Raw genomic sequence first — 1,156 nt, 5'->3', positions numbered from 1 at the left:
TGGTGAGTTGATTGCTCAACTGCTGGCGTTGATGTCTCCATCAACTTTCCAATTGCGTAGCTTACACTACGACTTTTTTATACTTATGAGATATCATGTATCTCTTCGTACGCTTGGCTTTTGTTCAGTTTTCAAAGAACTTGTTTGCCGCTCATTTGGCGACTTTCATATCTTAACAAACCATAAAATGTTTGTCAAATACTTTTTGAAAAAGTTTTGGTGGAGCCTAGCGGGATCGAACCGCTGACCTCCTGCGTGCAAGGCAGGCGCTCTCCCAGCTGAGCTAAGGCCCCAAAAATAAGATGGTCGGGAAGACAGGATTTGAACCTGCGACCCCTTGGTCCCAAACCAAGTGCTCTACCAAGCTGAGCTACTTCCCGATCTATAATGGCGCGCCCGAGAGGATTCGAACCTCTAACCGCTTGATTCGTAGTCAAGTACTCTATCCAGTTGAGCTACGGGCGCATATAATATTATGGTGCCGAGGGCCGGACTTGAACCGGCACGGTAATCACTTACCGCAGGATTTTAAGTCCTGTGTGTCTGCCAATTCCACCACCCCGGCACGAGAGGTACGGACACACTAAAACAAATTATGGAGCGGAAGACGAGATTCGAACTCGCGACCCCCACCTTGGCAAGGTGATGTTCTACCACTGAACTACTTCCGCAGCTTAAATTGATGCGGGTGAAGGGACTTGAACCCCCACGTCATAAGACACTAGATCCTAAATCTAGCGCGTCTGCCAATTCCGCCACACCCGCATATAAAATTAAGAAGTGAGCCATGAAGGATTCGAACCTTCGACCCTCTGATTAAAAGTCAGATGCTCTACCAACTGAGCTAATGGCTCATATATAAAAACACATTACAACATGCAATTAAGAAAGCAGTGCCGGCCAGAGGACTTGAACCCCCAACCTACTGATTACAAGTCAGTTGCTCTACCAATTGAGCTAGGCCGGCTCAATGGTGGAGGATGACGGGCTCGAACCGCCGACCCTCTGCTTGTAAGGCAGATGCTCTCCCAGCTGAGCTAATCCTCCACTATTAAAATTGCAGCCCGGCAACGTTCTACTCTCGCAGGGGGAAGCCCCCAACTACCATTGACGCAGAAGAGCTTAACGGCCGTGTTCGGCATGGGAACGGGTGTGA

The 1,156-nt window shown here is 48.9% G+C and carries 1 protein-coding gene, 9 tRNA genes and 1 rRNA gene; 1 reads left to right on the top strand and 10 read right to left on the bottom strand.

All coding sequences use genetic code 11. From position 1 onward, the window contains the following. The coding region (locus ACQKKO_RS21465; RefSeq protein ID WP_498650734.1) for a hypothetical protein at positions 1-247 on the top strand (247 nt) is incomplete at its 5' end. On the opposite strand, the gene ACQKKO_RS21460 is transcribed toward ACQKKO_RS21465, so the two are convergent. The 10 genes from ACQKKO_RS21460 to rrf form a co-directional block, all read right to left on the bottom strand. Then, a tRNA-Ala gene (locus ACQKKO_RS21460) sits at positions 218-293 on the bottom strand. The genes ACQKKO_RS21465 and ACQKKO_RS21460 overlap by 30 nt on opposite strands. Positions 294-303: 10 nt before the next feature. Continuing rightward, positions 304-380: transfer RNA gene (locus ACQKKO_RS21455), tRNA-Pro, on the bottom strand. Between the two features lie 8 nt (positions 381-388). Further along, positions 389-465 (bottom strand) — tRNA-Arg (locus ACQKKO_RS21450). Between the two features lie 11 nt (positions 466-476). Next, positions 477-565, bottom strand: a tRNA-Leu gene (locus tag ACQKKO_RS21445). Positions 566-596: 31 nt separating this feature from the next. Further along, positions 597-671, bottom strand: a tRNA-Gly gene (locus ACQKKO_RS21440). Between the two features lie 12 nt (positions 672-683). Further along, a tRNA-Leu gene (locus ACQKKO_RS21435) sits at positions 684-765 on the bottom strand. Positions 766-781: 16 nt separating this feature from the next. Continuing rightward, positions 782-854, bottom strand: a tRNA-Lys gene (locus ACQKKO_RS21430). 40 nt (positions 855-894) lie between these two features. Continuing rightward, a tRNA-Thr gene (locus ACQKKO_RS21425) sits at positions 895-967 on the bottom strand. Positions 968-971: 4 nt separating this feature from the next. Further along, positions 972-1,047: transfer RNA gene (locus ACQKKO_RS21420), tRNA-Val, on the bottom strand. 15 nt (positions 1,048-1,062) lie between these two features. Continuing rightward, positions 1,063-1,156, bottom strand: a 5S ribosomal RNA gene (rrf, locus tag ACQKKO_RS21415); the annotation flags it as partial.

The sequence above is a fragment of the Alkalihalobacillus sp. NPDC127517 genome (genome assembly GCF_050276055.1).
GTDB lineage: Bacteria > Bacillota > Bacilli > Bacillales > Bacillaceae_D > Alkalicoccobacillus.
The sequence above is the reverse complement of the archived record's forward strand: the minus strand, read 5'-3'. Positions and strand labels throughout refer to the sequence as shown.